This is a genomic window from Leptolyngbya sp. GB1-A1 (genome assembly GCF_039962475.1).
GTDB lineage: Bacteria > Cyanobacteriota > Cyanobacteriia > Elainellales > Elainellaceae > Leptolyngbya_A.
On sequence record NZ_JAMPLI010000039.1, the window covers coordinates 25,867 to 47,569 of the forward strand.

The window sequence follows — 21,703 nt, forward strand, 5'->3', positions numbered from 1 at the left end:
TTTCGTTCGAATGCAATTTTTTGCTTGACTTGCTGTAGCTAATTTATTGGGAATCAAAGCATGAGTAAATCTACATAGCAGTAGAACCCCGCTCGATTTGATCCCTGCCCTGAGAAAGACTTACCGTTCAACTAAAACTGCATTCTTTGTCGGACGAACCCGCATTCCGCGAGCATTACTATAGGCCTTGATAAACTCTGCACCAATTAATAAAATTTGCACAGAATAAAAGATCCAAATGAGAACGATCGCCAACGAAGCAGCTGCTCCATAGGAAGATGTAATGCTGCTGCTGCCTAAATAGGAACCTAGCAGAAACTTACCTAGGTTAAATAAAAGCGCAGTCACAATCGAACCAACCCATAGCGCCCGCGACGGAACTTTGACATCCGGAAGAACTTTGTAAATTAAAGCAAAAAGAACCGTAATGACGCCAAATGAGAGCAGGAAGTTAACCACGCGCCCCAGGAACGATAAAGTTGGGAAAAAGTGACTGATGTAGGCGCTAATTCCTGCCAAAACTGCGCTTAGTACCAGCGACACGAGCAGCAGGAATCCAATCACCAGAATCATCGCAAATGAGAGAAACCGATCGTGAATAAAATCCTTTATTCCAGCTCCTGGACGTGGCTCGACATGCCAGATCGTATTCAAGGCTTCCTGAAGCTGACCGAATACGCCAGATGCTCCTAGCAACAGCGTGACAAGGCTGGCGATCGTCGCAAATACTCCGCCCGATCCGGCTCGATAGGCGTTTTGCAGCATTGCCTGAATCGCTTCTGCACCCTGCTGCCCAACTAAGCCCTGAATCTGTCCAACAATTTCTCCGCGTACTGCTTCCTGCCCAAACACGGCTCCTGCGATCGCAATTACTAGCACCAGCAAAGGCGCAAGCGAAAACGTTGTATAGTACGCCAGTGCCGCCGCTAGAACCGCAACTTTATCTTTCTGCCATCCCAATGCCGTCTCTTTGAGTATTCTCCCAACTGTCTTTAGCTTCATAAGCAGCAGCGTTTATGCTTGTATCGTTAAATGTTAATCCTTATTAAGCAATACCTTTGCTGATTTCGCCTCCTTCATCGGAGAGCTTAAGCATCATTCCGAATAAGTAACTTGTTCAGGAGTCACTGCTAATTCTGAAGCGAAGCCTACTCCCTCGGACGGACGATCGCAACTTTTAATCCTGTTAGGGTACGAATATCCGCCTTGAGTTATATGAAAATGAATTTATGTTTTCTGGTGAAAGCAATTCTTATTTCAACTTTGATCTAGATCAGGCATCCACAGATTCTACCCAGGTTCACTTCGTCGCGCTTCGTTCGGATGAGCCTGCATCAAAGACCAAGATTCAGCAAATTACAGAGCAGAAAGAATCGGTAAGCCATCCTGCGGTCAAGCCAACCGACTCCTTTGGGTCAAATCTAGTCTGGCTATTGCCGCTCTGGGGAGCGATTGTCTGGTTGCTGCTGCTTTGCACGGCTTCTGAAACCTGGAAATTGCTTCGCTCCAACGCCAACACTGCAAAACAGGATCAGCGGGTTCCTTGTAAAAACTGTCGCTTTTTCTCCAGCAATTTCTACCTGAAATGTGCAGTGCGCCCAGGCGATGCCCTCACCGATCGAGCGGTTGATTGCACTGATTTCTGCCAGAAACCCCTTACAGAAGAACCAAAGCCTCAAAGCAAGCACCGTATTGGACAGTAGCAATACCGTAGCAATCCAGTTCCTGCTAATGTGTTTCCCTGTAGGAATTTGAGGTTTGCAATGCAAGAAATTGCTGCAACAAGTTCATTGTTGCCCTATCCACCATTAAGCTTCCTTGAACTGCTGTTTCGCTTGGCGATTGCGCTGATTTTAGGGGCGATCGTCGGGATAGAGCGACAAATTCGTCACAAATCTGCTGGACTTCGCACTTATATGCTGGTGTCTCTGGGCACAGCGTTCCTGGTGCTGGTTCCGATTCAGGCGGGGGTGGCTCAAGAAAGCATCGAAGCTGTTAGCCGCTTGCTTCAGGGCATTATCACCGGGGTTGGCTTTATTGGCGGCGGCACAATTCTGCATCACGGTGGCAGAAACGGTTCAAAAGATGAGGTTCGCGCTCAGGGTCTCACTAGTGCCGCTGCCATCTGGGTCTGTTCGGGGCTAGGACTCGCCGCAGCTTTTGGACTCTGGCAGATGGGGCTAGTCGGGGCAGTTCTGACCTGGTTTATCCTGGATATTGTCAAGCGCATTGAGCCGCATATTGATCCCTGAGGAATGCCTGAGCAAGTTCTCCCACCATGGGGGGCAAGGGGCAATTCAGATGAAGTAGCCTGGCTTCTCCAGCATTCGAACTGCCCCTACGAGATTAATGGATCTAATCCAGGAAACGAAAATTTCCTTTTGTCCTTACTCGTCTCGCCCGTGAACCTGCGCTGGAGGACAGGTTGCTTCTACCGCCGTAAAAGGCTCCAGAATCTTGTAGCAGTGCATTGCTCCCTGAGGCACAACCCAAGAATTGCCCGCTTCCAGAATCACCATTTGCCCTTCGAGGTGCAGTTCTGCCCGACCTGCGATGACATAGCCCACAGTCTCATACTCACGGCTATATTCGCGGGTATCGCCTTCTCCGGGTTGCTCATTCTCCCAGAGACGCATCGATATTTTTTTGCCAGAAGCCAGATACTTCTGTCCCATTTCACCTTTTGGTGAAAATTCTGCATCGACTTTTTTCACTGTAGTATCAACCATTGATTTACTCCTGAATGTTTTTTGTTGGATCTCTGGTGTAACGATTGCCCGTGCCAAAGAATTGGGCTGTAAATGAACTTCTTCAATCGAGACAGTTCGCAAACTGCTCTGACCAAAAAGTTTCCAAAATGAAGATTAAGCTTCTTCTAACGCTTCCTCAGACTTTTCATTCACTCGATTGTTTAGGGGCGAACTCGATCGCAGTGCAGCATCTCCCAGCACGTCTTCAGGCGACCCTTGTTCGGGCTGATAGTCTGCGTCGGCGCTTTGCTGTCCCTGTAAACTCGGTTGCGTTTCTGATTGCGATTTACCTTGCTCCTTTGTCATATTGACCTCCTCAGCCAGATTAAATGGTTAATATCGAAAGATCGCCGCAACTGGGGCAGCATCGGGCACATCGTTAGGAGGCAGCGCGTAAACCATACCGCCATTTAAAATCGTTTGCACGGCTGCGGCATTGAGCAAATCTTCGTCTCCGGGCTGCCGCTCAGGGTGAATTTGCATCTCGTCGTTTTGCGGGTCAAATTTGCCCCAGGTCTGCACACCCACGGCTACAAAAAGCTGATCAACCCGTCCGTAATAGGCGGCTGAAACGGCTTCTTCAAGCTGAGTCGAGGTTTTTCCGGTGCTGGTAAGTTCGTGGTAGTGATCGATCGCCGCCTGTTTCTGCTGCATGTAGAAGGGTTCTACCATTGCCCAGGCTTTCTGGTGCAGGTCTTCAGGATTCACAACTCCGTCTTTGATCGGAATAATCTCAGTCTCTACTAAGTTTGCGTAGGTATTGGCTTCCCGATAGCTGGGCCGCAGGCGCTCGACTCCAGCCAGCACGAGCGGCGCACGCTGTCCGACCAAATACTTGTGCAGCCCAGCATCAACGGCATGGAAGAACTGTCCAAGTTCCATTTGCGGCTCGTCCTGGTCGGGGCTGCCCTGCCCGTGAAAGCTGCCTGCTTGGGGCATTGGGCTTGACGTGCCACCCTTTGAGGTGCTGATGCGGAACTGCCCTGTTTTGGCGGTGGGGTCGTATTGTAGGGCTTCGTCCAGGCTCGTGGGCAGATCTTCAAGCTGAATTTCACGAATGCTGTAGCGCGTTCCTTCAAAGAAATGAATCTCCTTCTCACTCAGCGTCAGCAGGAAAAACTTTCCGTCTCCGGTCAGCAGGGGCATGATCGGCTTCAGGTGAAAGCGCTCGCTCACGACGACTAATTCATTCAGCGCGATCGGCACTTTGTAGTAGCGCAAAAACCCGGGAGCAAGGAAAATGGCTAAGCCTTCGTTCTGGTTTTGCCAGAATTCTTCAATGTCGAGATCCCGCATCGGCTGCAAGAATTCCTCGATCTCGGTAGAGCGCATCTCGTAGTTTTCAAGCTGGGCTTCCGCCTGTCTCACCAGGTTTTTGAAGCGAATTCCGTTCTGCATGGTTTCAGAGCCCGCTCTTACCGTTGGTATGTACAGTGATACGCAAGGCTGCTCTGCTTGTTCAACCAGATTTTTTAATTCATCGATTGAAAGTAAACTCATAGTCTAATTCCTGTTCCTTTTCTGACTCAATTCATCCAGGTCAAATGAAAACTTGCTGAGAAATGATTGAGAACTTGCTGAAAACTCGCTGGGAACTTGCTAAAAATCAATTCCTGCTGCAATTCACGCTGCGGTTAGCGAATGAATGTAAAAGGACGATCGCTGATTTCACCAGGAGATATCACCTGGGTTAAAGCCGGAATCACTACCCTGCCAAAATCCTCGATAAATTCCTCCTGCTGAAGATTCACGTTATGCAGCAAGAGTTCGTCAAATCCTAGCTCGGCATCTTGTTGTAGCCAGTCAATCTGCTGCTGAAGGTCGGCTGAAATTCGCACAAACGGATCAAGCTCATCAGGTTGCACAAGTTCACCCATTGCATCAAATTGATCGGGCGTTTTTAGCTCGGTCAGCACTTTGCTGTCAAAGATATTATTGCGCCACTGGTCATGCGCCTGATTGCGTGCTGTTTGCTCGTCTCTGGCATAAGACAACTGCACTTTCAGCAGCATCGGTTTTCCTTCCCCGCCATTGCTGCGAAACGCTTCAATCACCTGCTGCAATTTTTCCTTTGGCTGGGAAATTGTGATTAATCCGTCTGCCCAGCCTGCAAGCCATGCCGCAGTTTTGGGTGTGATAGCTGCCCCGATGACTTTTGGCGCAATTTCGGGACGAGAATAGAGCTTCGCTTCCTCTACGGTAACAAAGCCGCAATGAGTCACCCTTTCGCCGCGCCAGAGTGCCCGCATAATATCTACGCATTCCTTCAGACGCGTATTGCGATCGTCCTTTGGAATCCACTTATCCCCGGTAATGTACTCATTCATACGCTGACCGCTGCCCACGGTAATCCAGAACCGCTCTGGAAACATTTCCGCCAGCGTCGCGGCAGCCTGAGCAATGATCGCCGGATGATATCGCTGTCCGGGCGCATTTACAACCCGATAAGCAAGCTTGGGCGTTGCCTGCATTGCCGCCCCTAGCCACGACCAGGCAAATCCACTCTGTGCCTGACGTTCGCTCCAGGGTGTGAAATGATCCGACGACAAAGCCAGCTGAAAGCCCGCCTGCTCTGCCATCTGCACAAAGCGCAAGAGATCGCTGGGCTTAAACTGCTCGTGAGACGCGTGATAGCCAATTTTGACCATAGCTGGTGTAGATTGCAGGTGACTTCTTGCAAAGCTTTGGGCACTCATTCGCCCAACTGCCTATCCACACTGTCCCAAGTCGATCGCTTTTCTTCCTCTCTCCAGGTAGGTAAAAGTAAAAAAAGAAGCCTGCACTCCTGATCAGAAATTTCGATTTCCTCTGATTGCCGAGAGAAAGAGGCAGGCTAAAGAGGCTTTACAAGCGTACCCTGGCGGGAACTACACTCGCAATTGGCTGTTGTGTCGCTTACATTTATTGTTTCAGTTTTGCTGTTCCCGATTGGGCGTTGCTGAATCGGGATATGGACGGTGCAAATTTAGCTTCTGCATCGCTCTCTAAATCCCCCAATGCTGGGGGACTTTGAATTCTGGTTCCCCACAAAGTTAAGGGGCTAGGGGGGCGTATCATACGCTTATTCAGCAACGCCCCCGATTGCTCCTTTCACTTCACTTTCACTTTAATTGGAGTGTGAGCCATATTGGAGGGTAAGAGACAATGGCTGTTTCTTTTACCGCGTTAACTCTTTCAGTGCACCCTGTGTCATGGCCGCGATCGCCTGATCAGTCGCTTTGGGCAAATGATAATACTTGCCGCCTGCCTGCTTCGCCAGCTCTTTCGCAAATCCAGTGGAGACAAATTTGTTCTCGGTATCAATCACCAAAAGCTGAATGCCTAGAGCGCGAATCTTACCCGCAATCCCCAACAGTTCGGCTTTAATGTCTGGCTTTTCACCCTCTTCGATTGGTTCACCCAGCGATCGAGCTAAGGGAATATTGCCGCGACCGTCGGTAATTGCCACTAGCACCACCTGACCAATATCGCCAGACTGCCTCGCGTTCATACCGACCCGCACTGCCTGAGTCAGCCCGTGAGCCAGAGGAGATCCACCGCCGCAGGGCATTTTCTCTAATCGCCGCTTTGCAGAGGTGATCGATCGCGTCGGAGGCAGCAGCACTTCTGCCTGTTCGCCCCGGAAGGGAATCAGCGCGACCTGATCGCGGTTTTGGTATGCCTCGGTCAGCAGGCGCATCACGGCTCCTTTTGCAGAGTTCATCCGGTTCAGTGCCATCGAGCCGGAGGCATCCACCACGAACACAATGAGCGCACCCGCTTTCCGCGCCAGTCGTTTGGCCCGCACGTCGCCCTGTTCCACGAAAACTCGCTTGCGGCTGGAATGAGCTGCTCCACTGCCAGAATTACGGCTTTGCTCAAATCGCTGTCGTCTTGCCTTTTGGTAAGGAGCCGCCGATCGCAGCGTGGCATCCACCGCAATCCGGCGTACCTGTCCTCTGGGCAGAATTGGCTTAATATAGCGTCCGCGATCGTCCGAGAAAATAATGCTGCGCGATCCAGATTTACCGCGTCGCTGCGCCATTTGGGCGAAGTACAGCACCGAGTCATCCAGAATCACGCCTTCCGGGTCAAACACAAACTCCTCCGGGACGCTGGGCGGCTCTTGCTCCGGCTCGTTGTCTTCTTCGGTTTCCTCTTCTTCGTCTTCATCCTGCTCCTGGTCTGACTGGTCTTCAGGCGGTGCAGGCGGTGGCGGGGGTGGCGGAGCTTGCTGCTGTTCTTCGGGGGGTGTTTGAACGATCGTGGCGCGGGGCACAATGACCAGTTCGACCGCTTTTCGCAGATCTTCGGCGTTTACATCGGTGCGTCCGTCAAGGGCAGCATGAGCTTTCGCAACGCGCAGGGCAAATAGTTCTGCCCGATGCCCCTGTACCCCACCGCGCACCGCCTCCGCTACCAAATAGGCAATTTGCTCTCTGGTAATTCGCACATCTTTCAGCCATTCTCGCGCCAGGATAATCTGCGTTTTTAAGTTATCGACTTCCTCGGCATACTGCTCCAGAAAAGCCTGCGGCGAATCGGCAAATTCCGTTGCCTGATCTACTGCCATCACCCGCTCGTCTAAGCCCAAGACAGCATCCGCAGACAGGGAAATCGCAATGCGATCGAGCAAATGTTCCCGCAGTTCACCTTCTTCCGGGTTGTAAGTGGCAATTAACAGCGGCTGACAGGGATGCTGAAAGCTAATGCCTTCCCGCTCAATCTGGTTGCGTCCTTCACTCAGATTCGTCAGCAGCAGATTGACAATCTGGTCGTCCAGCAAATTAATCTCGTCTACATACATCACACCCCGATGCCCTTCTGCCAGCAGTCCGGGTTGAAACACGGTTTCACCGCGCTTGATCGACTGAGCCACATCCACCGACCCAATCAGCCGATCCTCCGTCACACCGAGCGGAATCTGCACAAACGGAGCGGGAATAATTTTTGTGGTTAGCTTCGCCGCGCTGCCGTTGCTGCCTTCCCCGGTAAATCTCGATCGTGTATCGTCATCCCACTCTTCCGGGCGTTCTGGGTCACAGTTGCAGCAGGAACCTTCAATTACTTCGATCGGCGGCAGTAAAGCATGAACCGCTCGCGCCATGACCGATTTTGCGGTTCCCCGGCGTCCGGCAATCACAACACCGCCTAAATGAGGGTCGATCGCCGCCAGCAGCAAAGCAAGCTTAATGGCTTCCTGACCAACAACCGCCGTCAGGGGAAAAGTGGTGAGGCTAAGCGAATTGGCAACTGCAGGCATGTCTTCCTTGTTCACGAGTCCAGTTTCTCAGCATAGCAAGGAAGTCTGCCATTCTGGAGTGAATCTGAGAGGATGTTTGCAAAGCGATTATCTCTTCGGGAACTGTGAGGCGATCGCCATAATCTAAACCATCCCCAAACAACAACCCTTAGGAAATCCAGTTCTCCTCCCAGTTTCAAAGTCCCTCGTTTCAAAGTCCCTCAAAGTTGGGGGGATTTAGAGGGCAATGTAGACTCTAGAACCTCTGCCACTTTTTAAACCTTCTTTAAATCAGCGCAAGCTCTCCCACCACTTCCAGCCGCTTAAAATTGCCTAACGCCATGAAACTCTCGGTTAGCGTTTCGGCGATCGATGGGCTCAGCCAGCCCATTTGCCGCAGCAAATGAATTGCCACTGCATATTTCGCCCGCTTCGCGCCATCCATTACTTTGATTGCCAGCCCTAAACCTTCGCCGACTCGCGCCACACATTGAATGCCCTCTGCCCCTGCTTTGCTGACAAGCTCTCCCTCGGTCAGGCGCATGAGTTCGGTGTCAAACTGCCCCTCGCCTGCCACCATCAGCGGATGATGGGTCATCGCCCGAATAATTCGCTCCATGTCCAGGTTATCGCCAGAAGCAAGCTGAGCATAAAGCGTCGCCATTTGGCTGAGCTGCATAAAGTAGGTTGGTGCACCACAGTCGTCATGGGCTCCAATAAACTCATCCGGCGGCATTTTCAGTAAATCTGCAATTTTGCTTAGCATTAGCTGCTGTACTGGATGATTGCGCTGAGTATAGCCACCAAGCGGATAGCCCATCTGACGGCAAACTGCCAGCATTCCGGCGTGTTTCCCGGAGCAGTTGTGTTGAAGGGCACTGCGTTTCCCCGAAGGAATCGGGCACTGAAGCGCAGATGGCTCAATATCGGCTCGCCACAGAATGTTAAATGCCTGCCTTGCCTGCTCCACCGTGCCCTGATGAGAGCTGCAAATAATTGCCAGATCGCGATCGTCCAGCCCAAATCGATCGAGCGTTCCCGTTGTTGTCACTGCCAATGCCTGAAATGGCTTCAGAGCCGATCGCACAAAGGATGCCGTTTCTGCGTTTCCCGCTGCTGACAGCACCCGTCCGCGATGGTCTGCCACGACTGCCTGAACACGATGCACCGATTCCACAATGCCTTCGCGCAGTAGCCGCACTTCAATCTGAGCCGTCTGGGTGCGTTTTCCTCTTGTCATGCTATTCAGTCCGCTCGTAAAAACCCTATGGAATGTTCCAAAGAACAATTCCCCCTAAAAACAGTAGCGCAATTACGCTAAAGGTGCGCTTCAGTCGGGTCAGGATGGACTGGATCTGATACGTCACAATCAGTTGATCGCGCTGCTGAACCTCCTCCGGCTTCATCCAGACCTGCCCATCGTACCAGCCAGACTCCTCATAGAAAACCGTTGCCTGCGACAAGCGACTGCAGACGTAAATCCAGCCCAAATAAAGCCGCACCAGTGCCAAACTTGGCAGCACCATTGCCCCCAGTGCCCCACTCAAGCCAAAGTGGAACCAGTCTTTGCTGATCGGAAAGCTAGCCGCCGCCACCGGAGCCGATACTAGCCAGCTCAGCATCCAGAGGATAATCAGGGGCTTTATATAAGCCCATAAATCAAGCGTTGCCCAACCAAAAAACCAGGACTCTTTCAAATCCTGGTATTCATTAATGGGCTGCTGCTCCGCAGGCACAGGACAAACCGGAGAAGATCGCATGGCAGAGGATGACACAAGATAAGAAGCGGCTGTGTCTTTACTTTAACGAATCTCTAGTCAAGTAGATAAGGAAACGCGATCGGCGTGTCCCCAAAATGCTTCCAGGCTGTAAAACTCGCGCTCTTTCGGCAGGAAGATATGGGCAATCACATCGCCATAGTCCATCAGCACCCAGCTTCCCTCGCCAAAGCCTTCAACGCGCAGCGGCAGCTGCTGCCATTGAGTTTCAACTTTGTCCTCGATTGCACGAGCTATCGCACGCACCTGCACGTTAGAAAAGCCCGTCGCGATCACAAAATAATCTGCCACGTATGAAACGTCAGACACCTGGAGAACGGTAATATCGCCACCTTTACGATCGTCCATTGCTTCTGCAATCGTCATGGCAAGCTGACGGCTTTCGTTATCGCTGCGAGATTGGGGCGTACCGAGGCGAAAGTCTTCAGCCGGATCAGTGTGATTCGAGTCAGAGGATTGGTTTGCGTTGGTCTGAATTGGTGAAAAATTTGTCATTCAGAATTGAATACTCCTGATAAATTGGCAACGAAGTTAAGAGGGCTAACTCGATTGGACTGAGAATGATTGGGAAAGGTTGACCTGCGGTTTCTAGATGCCGAGAGTAACCTACCCCGAAGTGAGCAAAACGGAAGTGAACAGTGCGTAACAAAGGCTTTGTCAGCAGATTAGCGAAATTTACCGAAGCTGAAAATAGACCTACAGCAGAAGTTCATCCCGGAGCCGCAGCACAAACAAATCAAGAACCGACAGGCAGCGGCTTTGAGGCCTCCGTAAATTTTTGCTGCGATTTTGTTTGCTGGAGAAACCAGTTCCGCGTCAACAGGGCACGGGGATGAATTAAGCGCTGCGTTTGGATCAGGAATTGCACTGAGGCATCACAATTAAGCCAAACCGCCTGAGCCAGATTTTGCTGAGCAACCTGACGCAGATGATTGAGCTCTAGTGTATCCCCCCGCCCCGGCTCCAGACTGTCTGCCAAATAGACAATGCAGCTCAGACTGTTCATGCCCGGGCTGCCCAGCGTATGGTTTGCAATTGCACCGAGAATTTCCGCATCCTGAACGCCAAATTCCTCTCTTGCCACGATCGCACCAATCTCTGCGTGCAGCAGGTGAGGGTTGGCTTCATCGACCGGATCAAGCGGTAAACTTGCCCGTCGAGCTATTTCCAGCAGCCGAGCAGGTTTGAAATACTTTGCCAGGTCGTGCATCAATCCTGATAGAGCTGCTTTTTCGACATCAACCCGATGAACCCTTGCCAGGTGGATCGCCATCTGCTCCACGCGCAGAATATGCTCAATTCGGGATTTAGGCACGTTTTCTTTCAGCCAAGCCAGCACTTGCTGACGCAGAGATAGGGATTGTTTCATGCAGGGGCAGCGTTTCGTGAAACTGCTTTCGTCGCTTGATTTGAGTTATCCTTTGACACTCTTTAATGTTAACGCAGCGATCGAAAGTCCGCCCGCATTATTCTAGGGTCATAGGCTGTACAGATTGAGGTGTAACAGGGGAAATTGCTTGCGTTCTGGGAGTTGGGAACAGCAGGGCAGGAAAACGGACCTTCCATCCTGGCTTAGAAGAAGTCGTTACATCGTGGAACAGCGATTCATAGCGGCTGAGTGCTTTCTCGAAGGAGTAGTGCTGCATAGCGTAGTGTCTACCCTGTTGCCCTAATGCAGTCGCTCTCTCACGATCGTCGTACAGCGTGAGAAGGGCATCTGCCATCAAGTTAGGTTCTTCAGGGGCAACGACAAGCCCGCCACCACTTTGCAAAATTGCTTTTGCTGCTGTTCCGGTCAGGGGTACAGAAGCGATGATCGGACGACCGCTTGCTAGCAGTACTTGAATCTTAGACGGCATATTGAACGAAACGACCTGCTGTTTTTGCACGACAAGTCCTACATCTGCTGCTGCCAGCATTTCTGGCAATTGCTCCCTTGGCTGAAACGGCAGCAGCAGCACATTTTTTGCACCATACTCATCGCAAACCTGACGCAGGTTCTGCAAAGCGCCAGGTTCTCCCACAATCACAAAAGTAATATCGGGTAAGTAAGACAACTGAGCGGCTGCCCGAATGACTGTTTCTAGTCCTTGGGTCAAGGCAATATTGCCGGAGTACATCACCACAAATTTGTCTTCTAATCCGTGAGTACGGCGAAACTCGTTTTGTTCCTTTGACAAAGGACGAATAAAGTTAACATCCACCCAGTTTGGAATGCAGCGAATTTTACTGGGATGAATGCCTTTATCCGTTAAGTTCTCGGTAAATCCTTCCGTAATCACGCTGATCGTATGAGCAGTTCGGTAGGCAAATTTTTCAAGCTGCTCAAATACGCGAATTGCCAGTTTGTTTTTGATCAGTCCTACATGAACGGCAGCTTCAGGCAAAATGTCCTGCAAGTTGAGGACGATTGGACAGCCGTAAATAGCCCCTAACAACGCCGCCGACACCGACACTGGAAGCGGTGGAACCGTCAGCAGAATTACATCAGGTCGCCAACCGCGCAATGCCTGAAATAGACTGGTCACCACAAAGCTTCCATCCAGCAGCATTCGGGTCAATAAACCGGGCTTAGGACGAATCCAGACGGTGCTGCGCTGAATTTTAACTCCGTTGCGCTCCTCCGTAGTAAACCATTTGCCGCGATATTCTGGGTAGATTTGACGCTGCGGATAGTTCGGCATTCCAGTGACAACCCGTACTTCATGCCCCCGCTTGACCAGCCCTTCTGCCAACTCGGTCATCAGTGGTGCAATACCAATCGGCTCAGGATGATAGTTGTAGGAGTAAATCAAAATTCGCATTATTTGCCAAACTCCAGAATGAAGCACAAAAACCAAGCAAGCTGGATGAACTCTTTTTCAAACTGCCAGCAATGACGCAACAAATTTGCCTAAGCAAAAACTGCCTAGATCTGCAAAATCTTTGAGTGCAATAAATTGGGGCTGATAAGTTCGACGAAATGAGAATCAGAAGGGGCTATGCTGACATCTCATCGTTGAAACTGAGTTGAATCGATTGATTTCTTTTCTAGATGTATTCGGTTGAGAAGTAATTTGGCTACCGTGTTCTCACGGCATTGGTTTTACTGCATAAAAGCAGGCTGGCAATTTGATAAATGTGTAAGCTCAACCAGACAGCCTCAGTTAATTTACGGAGGGTTAGCTAAAGCTTTAACTTCTAGAACAACCGCTTTTATGGAATTCTCCAATGAATTCTCACAGGTTTCGCATTGCTGATTCCTGCTTACAGGGAAAGACTTTAAAGCAACCCGAAAAATCCTAACTATCATTCCACCCTTCAAGCAAGAAATACAGCAACGAATAGCCGATTGTTACTGGAAAAAGGAAAAAACTATCGGTTAGCTGAGGGCTTTTTACTCGATCGAAATAGATTTTGAATGATTGTCATTGCCCACAGACGTTGATTGTTTAGCGATACGTTGTGCTTTTGTAAGTTATTGCTTTAGCAGAGCTATGGTAATGTACTGCTCTGAATAGGAACGGTTTCTGCATTCGTACTGTCGATTAGTTTGAATATGAGAACTTAAAATAGAGCAGCTTTTTAAATTTCAGTACTTTTTCTCGAACGGCTTCAACAGTACAGCCTTTTTCGATCTAGTTTAAAAACAACAGTAACAGCAGTGTGCGTACCGGTAAGTGGGCACCCGCTAAACTACAGGGAGAAGTGAACACCTCCAATTACCTAGTGGCATTTCAAGGCGACAAGGTGACGATCGATATTGAAAAGACCCTGAACTATTCCGGGAGCAATTGGGATGCAATTAGCAGTGGAAACATCTTCTCGTTTTACATGAATGACAGGCTGATTCAGTCTTTTTCAACCGCAGATGTTAATCCTGTTGCCCTCGTTTCAGCAGCGCAACACGAGGGAGAGGGCAAGGGCTTCGTTCACTTTTATTCCACGAGCAATGCCGATAACTTTAACAGGATTGTGATTGAGCAAAACGATGGTAGCGGCTTTGAGAGCGATAACCATAGCTTCCATGCAGGAACCGGTAAATTCGCTCCTACGCTTGTTCCTGAACCAAGCATTGTGCTTGGACTGGCAACAATAGGCAGCACACTACGCTAAAGCGCAGAAATTCAAAGCACAATCCAGCATAAACCTGGAAAAACTTCAGCTATCTTAGCGATGTCTTTAAGACATTCAAACGCCGCCTCACGAGATGAAGCGGCGTCTTTAGGTAGTTATAGAGGCTAGCCATTTGCCTAGCTTTTTCCGCCGGGAACCTTGCCTGCGTCATTGGCAACCGGCATCCAAAGACTATTCAGAACTAGCATCTTCCAAAATGCGGATGGCGAGACTCGAACTCGCAAGGCAAAGCCACACGCCCCTCAAACGTGCGCGTATACCAATTCCGCCACATCCGCATGAGCTAATAGGGTGGATCGAGGTTGAGCTGTTTCCACTCCAAGAAATAAGCATACTCGATTTTGTGACTAATCTGCACTTTTTTTGAACGAAATTTGCTTTGCAGATTTTCAGATGCCTCCTGATTCTGTTAAAAGCTAAATTTGTCAAGATTTCCTCAATTCGGGAGAAATATCCTGCGTATGGGCATATTGAAGCTGGTTGTAAATTGGGTTAACCAGGGGCAATCGGATGCAGGACAAACAGCAGGGCAAGGCATGGACTTTCCGTTTTGCCAATAGAGCCAGACGGCACTACGGTGATGGCAATCGTTTTGCAGGTAGTCTGGCTAAACCAGATAAACGAGGCTTTACCCTGGTCGAGATGCTCATTGCGATTAGCATTGCTGGGATACTGGTTGCGATCGCTGCTCCAAGCTGGATTCAATGGCGCGATACACAGCGAATTACAGCAGCTCAAGATCAGGCACTGCAGGTGATGAGACAGGCTCAGCGAAAGGCAATGTCCTCGAAACTGGCGTGGCGGGTTAGCTTTCGAGAAGTGGATCGGGCGGCAGAGTGGGCAATTCATCCTGCAACGGCTACACCAACCGCCTCTCATTGGCAACCCTTCCCGGCTGGTGTTCAGATTGACACGATGGAAACCACATTAGCGCGACGGGGTGGAGTCTATCGGGTCGAGTTCACCTATCGGGGGCATATTAATCCCCCTTTGGGTCGTATTACGTTTATGGCAGCAGGGGGCAGCCGGGCGAAGCGGTGTGTGGTGGTCTCGACCATTTTAGGGACGATGCGAAAGGCGAGGGACAATCGGACCGCGGATCAGGGGGGACGGTATTGTTACTAGGAGAAGCAAAACTCAGCACGTCAGGTTAAGCAGTTGACGGAATGTTCAGTGGAAACTACTGAGGCTTGATCCCTGCATGACTTCTACTTTCAATCGCATCTTTAGATCATGATTTTTGTTTTGACTCTGATTTTGATGAATTAGGCGATCGCCCTTTTGTTTAGAGGAGCGATCGTTTTGCTAGAAGGGCCAGATTTATGCACAACGAATAGGCTGAGAGGATATTTGAGAAGTCATCATGATGGCTCGAACTGCCTCCTGTCAGTCGATACCGAGGGAAACCTCGCTCACTTTAAGAGATTCAAAGTCTCCGAATGTTGACCGATTTAGGGGGCGATGTATGAAATTGAGCACTTTTTAAGCATTCTCTTAGATTTGTTTGATATTTATTTGATATTTAACTGATAATCTTCAAAGGTTAAGTAGCATTCTAAAAAGCAGTGAAGCATTTTGAGCTTACTGCCGTTTGTCAAGATAATTACATTTCGTTGTGGCCTACTATTGTTTCCTGATTAACCATTTTAGATTCAGCTTACTGTTCGGCTATCCCTACTTCATTGATCAGTTTTGGGCAAGCAAGGGGTCTTGGTTGTGTATCTGGCTTTGTTTATCCGATTCTTCTCTATCTTTAGAATGAGAGCCGAATCACTTCTGCGTACTTCTTAAGAATTTGCAGTAGTTCGTTTACATTTGCTCATGGTTTTCTGTTCAGGTTTTTGATCTGCATTTCTGTATTTCACCTAAAGTTAAGCCACGTTCTGGAAATGCCTTCTTAAGATAGAAGATAAAGGGCTGCCCGATCTGTTCATAGTGAAGGAGAAGTATTTCTCCCAATTTCGTTTTCCTTAATCTTCGTTAAAAGGAAAGAATATGGTTGATTTTGAGCAACCCTTAAATCTGGAACATGAATACTTGCTCGATCGGGACTGCACGACCCTTTCGCGTCATGTTCTTCAGCAGCTTCACAGTTTTTCAGCCGACGCGCAGGATTTGAGTGCGCTCATGAGCCGGATTGCCCTGGCAGGTAAGCTGATTGCTCGTCGCCTGACGCGGGCGGGACTGGTGGAGGATGCACTAGGGTTTACGGGACGCACGAATGTGCAGGGCGAATCCGTTAAAAAAATGGATGTATTCGCCAATCAGGTATTTATCTCGGTGTTTGAGCAAAGCGGACTGGTATGCCGTCTGGCTTCTGAAGAAATGGAGAAGCCGTATTACATTCCCGAAAACTGTCCATTGGGACGCTACACGCTGCTCTATGACCCGATCGACGGTTCCTCAAATGTAGATATCAACTTGAACGTGGGATCGATCTTTTCGATTCGACGACAGCAAGGCGAAGACCAGGACGGCATGGCGGCAGATTTGCTTCGGCATGGACACGACCAAATTGCCGCAGGCTATATCCTTTATGGTCCCAGTACAATGCTGGTTTACTCGATCGGTAAAGGAGTTCATGCCTTTACGCTTGATCCCAGCCTGGGCGAGTTCATTTTGTCGAGTGAGAATATCCAGATTCCTACCCATGGTCCGGTCTACAGCGTGAACGAAGGCAACTTCTGGCAGTGGAGCGAGCCAATTCGGGATTATATTCGCTATGTGCATCGGCATGAGGGTTACACTGCACGCTATAGCGGCGCGCTGGTGGGTGATATTCACCGAATTCTGTTTCAGGGCGGCGTGTTCCTATATCCGGGAACGGTGAAAAAGCCGGAAGGAAAACTGCGATTGCTTTATGAATCGGCTCCCTTGGCTTATCTGGTTGAACAGGCAGGAGGGAAAGCCAGTACCGGAACGCAGGACATTATGGACGTGATCCCCGATCACCTTCATACCCGAACGCCTTTGATTCTGGGTAGCCGAGAAGACGTGGAGCTGGTTGAGTCGTTTATCGCCGATCGTCGGAGGCAAACCGAGGAACAGACGGTCTTGACCTCGAAGGGTTGACTACAAAAGGCTGAGTCTAAAGGCTGATTCTGTTCATTTAAATTCACTTTTATCGTGTAAAGAGCAAGTAAGGAGCAAGACGAATGACAGGTGAGAATCATTTATTAGAGATCAAGCAGTACGGTCAGAGCATCTGGATGGATAACCTGACCCGGGACTTGGTTCGGTCTGGCGAACTGAAGCGGATGGTCGAGGAGCAGGGCATCTGTGGTATTACGTCTAACCCGGCAATTTTTGAGAAAGCGATCGTCGGGAATGCTATCTACGATGCAGACATCGAAGCGGGAGTGCGGGCAGGCAAGGCGCTGCAAGAGATCTATGAGTCTCTGATTTTTGACGATATTCGCAACGCCTGCGATATTCTCTATCCGGTTTACGAGCAGTCGGGTGGGCTAGATGGATATGTCAGTATTGAAGTACCGCCGATTATTGCTCACGATACCGAAGCGACGATTCAAGAAGCAAAGCGTTACTACGCTCAGATCGATCGTCCCAACGTGATGATCAAGATCCCCGGTACGGATGCGGGTCTGCCTGCGGTGAAAGCGGTCATTGCAGAAGGGATCAATGTCAATGTTACGCTGCTGTTCTCGGTGCAGAGCTATATTGCGACGGCGGAAGCATACGTTGCAGGCCTGGAAGCACGGGTTGCAAAGAATCAGCCGATCGACAAACTCTCGTCGGTGGCAAGCTTCTTCCTGAGCCGGATTGACAGCAACATTGATGCCCAGATCGACAAAAAACTTCAGGGCATGGATCAGCTTCAAGTCCAGGCACGCCTGCTGGAAATCAAGGGCAAAGTGGCGATCGCCAATGCCAAAATTGCCTATCAGGAGTACAAGAAGATCGTGAACAGCGATCGCTGGAAGGCATTGGCTGAAAAGGGCGCCAACGTGCAGCGGCTTCTCTGGGCAAGCACAGGCACGAAGAACCCGCAATACAGTGACGTGATGTATGTCGATGAGCTGGTTGGACATGAAACGGTGAACACGCTGCCACCTGCGACGATCGAAGCCTGCGCGGATCACTGCAACGTTGCCGATCGGATTGAAACAGGGGTCGAAGAAGCACACAACATTATCAACAGCCTCAAAGATCCTGACATCGACATCGATCTGGATGAAGCGATGGCAGATTTGCTGACCGACGGCATCGATAAGTTTGTGCAGCCGTTCCATTCGTTGATGGACTCCTTGCAGGAGAAAATCGATCGTTTGGCTCCGGTTGGCTAACGGTTTCAAGTCGCCGATCTGATCGCGTAATCCCTCTCCGAGCGTTTCTCCCCGGAGAGGGAAGAAAATTCGAAATTTTTATTAATCATTAACAAAAAGCGATCGATTAAAAATTTGTTGGAAATTGTTTGAAAAGGGATTCTTTGACTCGAATTGCCCACCCGATCCCCGATTCTGGGGAAACCTGGTTTTCTTATACCGTTCTCAAAGCTACGGTTCTCAAAGTCTCTCACCCTCAAAGTTTCTCACGATTAAGAATTAAGGAGGCAATACAGTACCTCTAAAACTCCTCAATCCTCTTTATTATTTATTAACCCACCCGTTGACCCCCATCCACTCACCCCTTCCCGAATTGTTCTATGGTCAATCTTCTTGAAAACCCCCTCCGCGTTGGGCTACAGCAAGACCGTATTCCTGAGCCACAAATTCTCGTAATCTTTGGGGCGTCGGGCGATTTAACTCAGCGCAAACTAATCCCGGCGCTTTATCAAATGAAGCTAGAGCGACGGCTTCCCCCAGAACTGACGATCGTAGGGGTGGCGCGTCGTGAGTGGAGCGACGACTATTTCCGCGAACAGATGCGCGAAGGTGTCGCGGAGTTTGGTGGCGGACTAGGACGCGAAGAAATCTGGAATGACTTTGCCAGAGGGTTATTTTACTGCTCTGGCGATATTGACAACCCCGACAGTTACCAAAAACTCAAGACGCTGCTGGCGGAACTAGACGAGAAGCGCGGCACCCGCGGTAATCGCGTTTTTTATCTGGCAGTAGCTCCCCGCTTTTTTGCTGAAGCGATCGAGCAGTTAGGTAAGGCAGGGATGATGCCCGATCCGCGCAAGCAGCGTCTGGTGATTGAGAAACCCTTTGGCAAAGATTTGACCTCAGCACAAACGCTGAATCAGGTGGTGCGTCGGACCTGCAACGAATCTCAGGTTTACCGGATTGACCACTACCTGGGAAAAGAAACGGTGCAAAACCTGATGGTGTTTCGCTTTGCCAACGCGATCTGGGAGCCGCTGTGGAATCGGCAGTTTGTTGATAACGTGCAGATCACCGTGGCAGAAACTGTGGGGCTGGAAGGACGGGCAGGCTACTACGAGACGGCAGGGGCACTGCGCGACATGGTGCAAAACCACCTGATGCAGTTGTTCTGTCTGACGGCAATGGAACCGCCGAGCTCGCTTGATGCAGACAGCATTCGTAACGAGAAGGTGAAAGTGCTGCAAGCCACTCACCTGGCAGATTTAGAAGACCTGAGCCGGTCTGCAATTCGCGGACAATATGCAAACGGCTGGATGGACAATCACGAAGTTCCCCCCTATCGCCAGGAAGAAGGTGCTGATCCCAACTCCACGACGCCTACTTATGCAGCAATCAAGTTCTATATCGATAACTGGCGCTGGAAAGGCGTTCCCTTCTACATGCGGACGGGCAAGCGGCTGGCGAAAAAAGTAACGGAAATCGCGATCGAATTCAAAGAAGTGCCGTTCTTGATGTTCCAGTCTGCTGCAAAGCAAGCGAGTCCAAACGTTCTGGTGATGCGGATCCAGCCGAACGAAGGCATTTCGCTGCGGTTTGAAGTCAAGACTCCCGGTACGTCACTGCGGACGCGATCGGTCGATATGGATTTTAGCTATGACACCGCCTTTGGTCGTGCCAATACCGATGCCTATAGCCGTCTGCTCGTGGACTGTATGCTGGGCGATCAAACCCTGTTTACGCGCGGCGATGAGGTAGAGGCTTCCTGGAGAATTTTGACGCCGCTGCTCTCGGTTTGGGATGCTCCGGCTCCGCCCGAAACAATTCCTCTTTATGAAGCAGGAACCTGGGGTCCGATTGAAGCCGAGCTGCTGCTGAATAAAGATGGACGACGCTGGCGCAGAATCTAAGCTCCGTCAGTCCATTCGTAGCACCTTCGCCCTGCCGCTCTTATCAATCCTTTACCCATCACAACCCATGACCAAAACACCCCTGGTTGCTCTTCAAAAACCCAGAGACATCTCGCTTAACGAAATCGAGGTGGAACTCGGTCAAATTTGGCATAGCCAAAACGGTAGTTCCGGTTCGCCAAGGGCAATGAGAGCCTCGACCTTTAGCATGGTGGTTTACGAGCCGGACGAGTTTCAGCAGCTACTCGCTATCCTGGGCTTTTATCCGGGGGCGATCGATGGCGTTCACGAAGCGCAAACCAAACAGGCTGTCCGGGATGCCCAGGCAGCATACGGGCTGCGAATTACCGGACGAGTCGATACCGAAACGCTCAATCGTCTGCGCGAAGAAGTCGCTAAGCTGCCGCCCGAAAAGCTGAACTTCAGCAACGAGGATGGGCGCGGTTACCATATGAGTGAGGCGATCGCCATTCAAAATCCCTGCCGTATTATTACTCTGTCTCCTTCGCTGGGCGCAGACGAAGGCGTCACGGCTCAGGTGTCTGCCTACTGCCCGATTCAGAAAAGCAGCGGCGGTAGCTTGATCTGCTGCGAATACATCACGATTCGCGGCGCGAAAAATGCCCTTGGTCGGGTCGCAAACACAGTGTCGTCGCTGATGATTCCCGGATTGCCCCGCTTTGTCTGGTGGAAGGCAACGCCCAACCCGGAACAGGAGCTATTCAAGAAGCTGGTCGAAAACTGCAGCTGTCTAATTCTCGACTCGTCGTATTTCAGCGATCCCGAATCGGAACTGCTGAAAATTAAAGAACTGCTCGATGCCGAAACGCCTGTGGCTGATTTGAACTGGCACAGACTCTCCACCTGGCAGGAACTTACCGCCGCCGCCTTTGATCCTCCAGAACGGCGCGCTGCGCTAAAAGAAGTCGATCGCATTAGTATTGACTACGAAAGAGGCAATCCGGCACAAGCGTTGATGTTTCTTGGCTGGATCGCGAGTCGTCTGGGGTGGGAGCCGATCGAATATCACCAGGTGGGCGGCGACTATGACCTGAAACAAATCCACTTCCAGAGCGGCGACGGACGCAAAATCGAAGCCGAACTCGCTGCCATTCCGACCGCAGATTCCGGCGAGGTGATTGGTGACTTAACTGGGGTACGGCTGGCTTCGACCAACCTGAATGCCAACTGCTGCACCATCCTCTGCTCGGAAACCACAGGCTGTATGCGAATGGAAGCAGGCGGTGCGGCTCAGTCCTGCCGAATAGAGCAGGTAAGGGCAACGAGCGATCAAAAAGCCGAATTTCTGCTCACCCAACAGCTCCAGCGATGGGGACGCGACAACCTCTATGAGGAAAGCCTTGCTGTGGTCGCTAACATTATGCAACTGGAGAAGCGATTGTCGATGGCAGCCGCCTAGTCGCTTCGGGCTGTAAAATTTCAGTTTTCCAAACAAATCCTCTTCGGCGATCGGGGGGGATTTTTTGTGGGTGATCGAATTGCGAGCTGATCAAGCAGTGGAACTACTTCTTATACGGAATCCGGATAGTAAAGTAACACTATTTTATGCCTGCCTCCACCAGTGAAATAGCGTGTGCTGACGAATGACTTCCGGCATGGCTGCAAGGATGTTACAACGAGAGGC

Annotated in this window: 19 protein-coding genes and 1 tRNA gene; 8 read left to right on the top strand and 12 right to left on the bottom strand. The window is 50.4% G+C overall.

Going from position 1 to position 21,703, the window contains the following annotated elements; translation table 11 throughout:
* Positions 1–120: 120 nt before the first annotated feature.
* Positions 121–1,002 (bottom strand): YihY/virulence factor BrkB family protein, encoded by an 882-nt coding sequence (locus NDI45_RS23890; RefSeq protein WP_190794091.1) that lies wholly within the window; start codon positions 1,000–1,002, stop codon positions 121–123.
* Between the two features lie 227 nt (positions 1,003–1,229).
* On the opposite strand from NDI45_RS23890, the gene NDI45_RS23895 reads away from it, so the two are divergent.
* Both NDI45_RS23895 and NDI45_RS23900 read left to right on the top strand, forming a co-directional pair.
* Positions 1,230–1,703 carry a hypothetical protein gene (locus NDI45_RS23895; protein ID WP_348249152.1) on the top strand — a complete coding sequence of 158 codons (474 nt, stop codon included), beginning with the start codon at positions 1,230–1,232 and terminating at the stop codon, positions 1,701–1,703.
* Between the two features lie 60 nt (positions 1,704–1,763).
* A complete protein-coding gene (locus NDI45_RS23900) occupies positions 1,764–2,252 on the top strand; it encodes an MgtC/SapB family protein (protein ID WP_190794089.1) in 489 nt (162 codons plus the stop codon).
* Between the two features lie 135 nt (positions 2,253–2,387).
* On the opposite strand, the gene NDI45_RS23905 is transcribed toward NDI45_RS23900, so the two are convergent.
* The 10 genes from NDI45_RS23905 to NDI45_RS23950 form a co-directional block, all read right to left on the bottom strand.
* A complete protein-coding gene (locus tag NDI45_RS23905) occupies positions 2,388–2,729 on the bottom strand; it encodes a cupin domain-containing protein (RefSeq protein WP_190794088.1) in 342 nt (113 codons plus the stop codon).
* 135 nt (positions 2,730–2,864) lie between these two features.
* Positions 2,865–3,056, bottom strand: a complete 192-nt coding sequence (locus NDI45_RS23910; protein WP_190794087.1) for a hypothetical protein — start codon at positions 3,054–3,056, stop codon at positions 2,865–2,867.
* A 27-nt stretch (positions 3,057–3,083) separates the two neighbouring features.
* Positions 3,084–4,250 carry a hypothetical protein gene (locus tag NDI45_RS23915; RefSeq protein WP_190794086.1) on the bottom strand — a complete coding sequence of 389 codons (1,167 nt, stop codon included), beginning with the start codon at positions 4,248–4,250 and terminating at the stop codon, positions 3,084–3,086.
* 134 nt (positions 4,251–4,384) lie between these two features.
* Positions 4,385–5,398, bottom strand: a complete 1,014-nt coding sequence (locus NDI45_RS23920) for a TIGR03885 family FMN-dependent LLM class oxidoreductase (RefSeq protein WP_348249161.1) — start codon at positions 5,396–5,398, stop codon at positions 4,385–4,387.
* Positions 5,399–5,907: 509 nt separating this feature from the next.
* On the bottom strand, positions 5,908–7,992 hold the full coding sequence (bchD, locus tag NDI45_RS23925) for a magnesium chelatase ATPase subunit D (RefSeq protein ID WP_348249162.1): 2,085 nt from the start codon (positions 7,990–7,992) through the stop codon (positions 5,908–5,910).
* Positions 7,993–8,257: 265 nt separating this feature from the next.
* Positions 8,258–9,211 carry an asparaginase gene (locus tag NDI45_RS23930; RefSeq protein ID WP_190794083.1) on the bottom strand — a complete coding sequence of 318 codons (954 nt, stop codon included), beginning with the start codon at positions 9,209–9,211 and terminating at the stop codon, positions 8,258–8,260.
* A 25-nt stretch (positions 9,212–9,236) separates the two neighbouring features.
* Positions 9,237–9,731 carry a CGLD27 family protein gene (locus NDI45_RS23935; protein ID WP_190794082.1) on the bottom strand — a complete coding sequence of 165 codons (495 nt, stop codon included), beginning with the start codon at positions 9,729–9,731 and terminating at the stop codon, positions 9,237–9,239.
* Positions 9,732–9,788: 57 nt separating this feature from the next.
* Complete coding sequence (rsfS, locus tag NDI45_RS23940; protein WP_190794081.1) at positions 9,789–10,244, bottom strand: ribosome silencing factor; 456 nt, start codon at positions 10,242–10,244, stop codon at positions 9,789–9,791.
* 241 nt (positions 10,245–10,485) lie between these two features.
* Positions 10,486–11,118 (bottom strand): bis(5'-nucleosyl)-tetraphosphatase (symmetrical) YqeK, encoded by a 633-nt coding sequence (gene yqeK, locus NDI45_RS23945; RefSeq protein ID WP_348249153.1) that lies wholly within the window; start codon positions 11,116–11,118, stop codon positions 10,486–10,488.
* A 97-nt stretch (positions 11,119–11,215) separates the two neighbouring features.
* Entirely contained in the window at positions 11,216–12,553 is a 1,338-nt protein-coding gene (locus NDI45_RS23950) for a glycosyltransferase family 4 protein (RefSeq protein WP_348249154.1), read from the bottom strand.
* 883 nt (positions 12,554–13,436) lie between these two features.
* Here NDI45_RS23950 and NDI45_RS23955 point away from each other — a divergent pair.
* On the top strand, positions 13,437–13,844 hold the full coding sequence (locus NDI45_RS23955; protein ID WP_348249155.1) for a hypothetical protein: 408 nt from the start codon (positions 13,437–13,439) through the stop codon (positions 13,842–13,844).
* 218 nt (positions 13,845–14,062) lie between these two features.
* Here the strand turns inward: NDI45_RS23955 and NDI45_RS23960 are convergent.
* Positions 14,063–14,143, bottom strand: a tRNA-Leu gene (locus tag NDI45_RS23960).
* A 232-nt stretch (positions 14,144–14,375) separates the two neighbouring features.
* Here NDI45_RS23960 and NDI45_RS23965 point away from each other — a divergent pair.
* The 5 genes from NDI45_RS23965 to opcA all read left to right on the top strand — a co-directional run bounded on the left by NDI45_RS23965 (position 14,376) and on the right by opcA (position 21,478).
* Positions 14,376–14,990 (top strand): type II secretion system protein, encoded by a 615-nt coding sequence (locus NDI45_RS23965; RefSeq protein WP_348249156.1) that lies wholly within the window; start codon positions 14,376–14,378, stop codon positions 14,988–14,990.
* 870 nt (positions 14,991–15,860) lie between these two features.
* Positions 15,861–16,937 (top strand): class 1 fructose-bisphosphatase, encoded by a 1,077-nt coding sequence (gene fbp / locus NDI45_RS23970; protein WP_348249157.1) that lies wholly within the window; start codon positions 15,861–15,863, stop codon positions 16,935–16,937.
* An 83-nt stretch (positions 16,938–17,020) separates the two neighbouring features.
* Positions 17,021–18,169: a transaldolase gene (gene tal / locus NDI45_RS23975; protein ID WP_348249158.1), complete on the top strand. Its 1,149-nt coding sequence runs from the start codon at positions 17,021–17,023 to the stop codon at positions 18,167–18,169.
* A 359-nt stretch (positions 18,170–18,528) separates the two neighbouring features.
* Entirely contained in the window at positions 18,529–20,058 is a 1,530-nt protein-coding gene (zwf, locus tag NDI45_RS23980; RefSeq protein ID WP_348249159.1) for a glucose-6-phosphate dehydrogenase, read from the top strand.
* A 67-nt stretch (positions 20,059–20,125) separates the two neighbouring features.
* Complete coding sequence (gene opcA / locus NDI45_RS23985; RefSeq protein ID WP_190791505.1) at positions 20,126–21,478, top strand: glucose-6-phosphate dehydrogenase assembly protein OpcA; 1,353 nt, start codon at positions 20,126–20,128, stop codon at positions 21,476–21,478.
* Positions 21,479–21,703 lie beyond the last annotated feature (225 nt).

Bases quoted from the DNA above. Each gene is read 5' to 3' on its own strand.
- NDI45_RS23890 (WP_190794091.1), bottom strand. From the start codon at position 1,002: ATGAAGCTAAAGACAGTTGGGAGAATACTCAAAGAGACGGCATTGGGA.
- NDI45_RS23895 (WP_348249152.1), top strand. From the start codon at position 1,230: ATGTTTTCTGGTGAAAGCAATTCTTATTTCAACTTTGATCTAGATCAG.
- NDI45_RS23900 (WP_190794089.1), top strand. From the start codon at position 1,764: ATGCAAGAAATTGCTGCAACAAGTTCATTGTTGCCCTATCCACCATTA.
- NDI45_RS23905 (WP_190794088.1), bottom strand. From the start codon at position 2,729: ATGGTTGATACTACAGTGAAAAAAGTCGATGCAGAATTTTCACCAAAA.
- NDI45_RS23910 (WP_190794087.1), bottom strand. From the start codon at position 3,056: ATGACAAAGGAGCAAGGTAAATCGCAATCAGAAACGCAACCGAGTTTA.
- NDI45_RS23915 (WP_190794086.1), bottom strand. From the start codon at position 4,250: ATGAGTTTACTTTCAATCGATGAATTAAAAAATCTGGTTGAACAAGCA.
- NDI45_RS23920 (WP_348249161.1), bottom strand. From the start codon at position 5,398: ATGGTCAAAATTGGCTATCACGCGTCTCACGAGCAGTTTAAGCCCAGC.
- bchD (WP_348249162.1), bottom strand. From the start codon at position 7,992: ATGCCTGCAGTTGCCAATTCGCTTAGCCTCACCACTTTTCCCCTGACG.
- NDI45_RS23930 (WP_190794083.1), bottom strand. From the start codon at position 9,211: ATGACAAGAGGAAAACGCACCCAGACGGCTCAGATTGAAGTGCGGCTA.
- NDI45_RS23935 (WP_190794082.1), bottom strand. From the start codon at position 9,731: ATGCGATCTTCTCCGGTTTGTCCTGTGCCTGCGGAGCAGCAGCCCATT.
- rsfS (WP_190794081.1), bottom strand. From the start codon at position 10,244: ATGACAAATTTTTCACCAATTCAGACCAACGCAAACCAATCCTCTGAC.
- yqeK (WP_348249153.1), bottom strand. From the start codon at position 11,118: ATGAAACAATCCCTATCTCTGCGTCAGCAAGTGCTGGCTTGGCTGAAA.
- NDI45_RS23950 (WP_348249154.1), bottom strand. From the start codon at position 12,553: ATGCGAATTTTGATTTACTCCTACAACTATCATCCTGAGCCGATTGGT.
- NDI45_RS23965 (WP_348249156.1), top strand. From the start codon at position 14,376: ATGCAGGACAAACAGCAGGGCAAGGCATGGACTTTCCGTTTTGCCAAT.
- fbp (WP_348249157.1), top strand. From the start codon at position 15,861: ATGGTTGATTTTGAGCAACCCTTAAATCTGGAACATGAATACTTGCTC.
- tal (WP_348249158.1), top strand. From the start codon at position 17,021: ATGACAGGTGAGAATCATTTATTAGAGATCAAGCAGTACGGTCAGAGC.
- zwf (WP_348249159.1), top strand. From the start codon at position 18,529: ATGGTCAATCTTCTTGAAAACCCCCTCCGCGTTGGGCTACAGCAAGAC.
- opcA (WP_190791505.1), top strand. From the start codon at position 20,126: ATGACCAAAACACCCCTGGTTGCTCTTCAAAAACCCAGAGACATCTCG.